The sequence below is a fragment of the Microbacterium sp. Bi128 genome, from assembly GCF_918698205.1.
Genome location: NZ_CAKKMM010001643.1, coordinates 1 through 1,052, shown reverse-complemented (window position 1 = coordinate 1,052; position 1,052 = coordinate 1). Strand labels below are relative to the sequence as shown.

Sequence of the window (1,052 nt, the reverse complement as noted above, 5' to 3'; positions counted from 1 at the left end):
TGCTCGGCTTCGTTGCCTTCTACCTGGTGCCGAGCATCCGCGGCGTCTACCTCAGCTTCACCGAGTACAGCGTTTTGGGCGATCCCACCTGGATCGGCACCAAAAACTACACCGCGATCTTCGCGGACGATCTCTTCTGGAACGCCATGGCCGTGACGGTCCAGTACGTGGCACTGAACATCGGCTTCCAGACCGTCATCGCGCTCGGACTTGCCCTGCTGATGCACAACGTCGCCAAGTCCACGCTAATCCGCGGCGCCCTGCTGCTGCCCTTCCTGGTGGCGAACGTGATCGTCGCGCTGCTCTGGTTCTGGATGCTCGACTACCAGCTGGGAATCGTCAACGAGGTCATCAACTGGCTGGGCCTGCCGCGCATCGCCTTCTTCGGCAGCGAGCAATGGGCCATCCCCACCATCGCCGGCGTCAATGTCTGGCGGCACATGGGCTACACCGCCCTGCTGATCTTCGCCGGCCTGCAGTCCATCCCCAACCACGTGTACGAGGTCGCCTCGCTCGACGGCGCCTCCCCGACCCGGACCTTCTGGAGCATCACGATGCCGCTCCTGCGCCCGGTGCTGGTGTTGGTCCTGGTGGTCACCGTCATCGGCTCCTTCCAGGTCTTCGACACCGTGGCAGTGACCACGGGCGGCGGCCCGATCAATGCCTCCCGCGTCATCCAGATGTACATCTACCAGAAGGCCTTCGGTGAATCCGACTTCGGCTACGCCTCGGCCCTGTCCGTCATTCTCTTCGTCATTCTCGCTCTCGTGGCCTTCGTCCAGATGAAGTTCCTCAAGGGCAACGAATCGGATCTGGACTAAGGAACCCCAGCCATGACTACCCTCGCCCCTTCCCGCAAGAAGCCTGCCACCTCCGCTCCCGCTCCCAGGAAGCCGGTCAACTGGCGCCGCGTCGGCGCCTGGACCCTCGTCGCCATTGCCGTCGCCGTGACGATCGCGCCGTTCCTCTGGATGCTCCGCACCGCACTGTCCAGCAACGCCTCCCTGGCCTCGAACGCCAGCAACCTCCTGCCGGCCGATTTCAGCCTCGGC

Annotated in this window: 1 protein-coding gene and 1 pseudogene; both read left to right on the top strand. The window is 64.0% G+C overall.

What is annotated here, in order from left to right; all coding sequences use genetic code 11:
- Positions 1-821 (top strand): carbohydrate ABC transporter permease (locus LQV45_RS35185; RefSeq protein ID WP_230012661.1); only part of this gene is annotated, 821 nt, incomplete at its 5' end.
- 12 nt (positions 822-833) lie between these two features.
- Positions 834-1,052, top strand: a pseudogene (locus LQV45_RS35180) (carbohydrate ABC transporter permease); the annotation flags it as partial.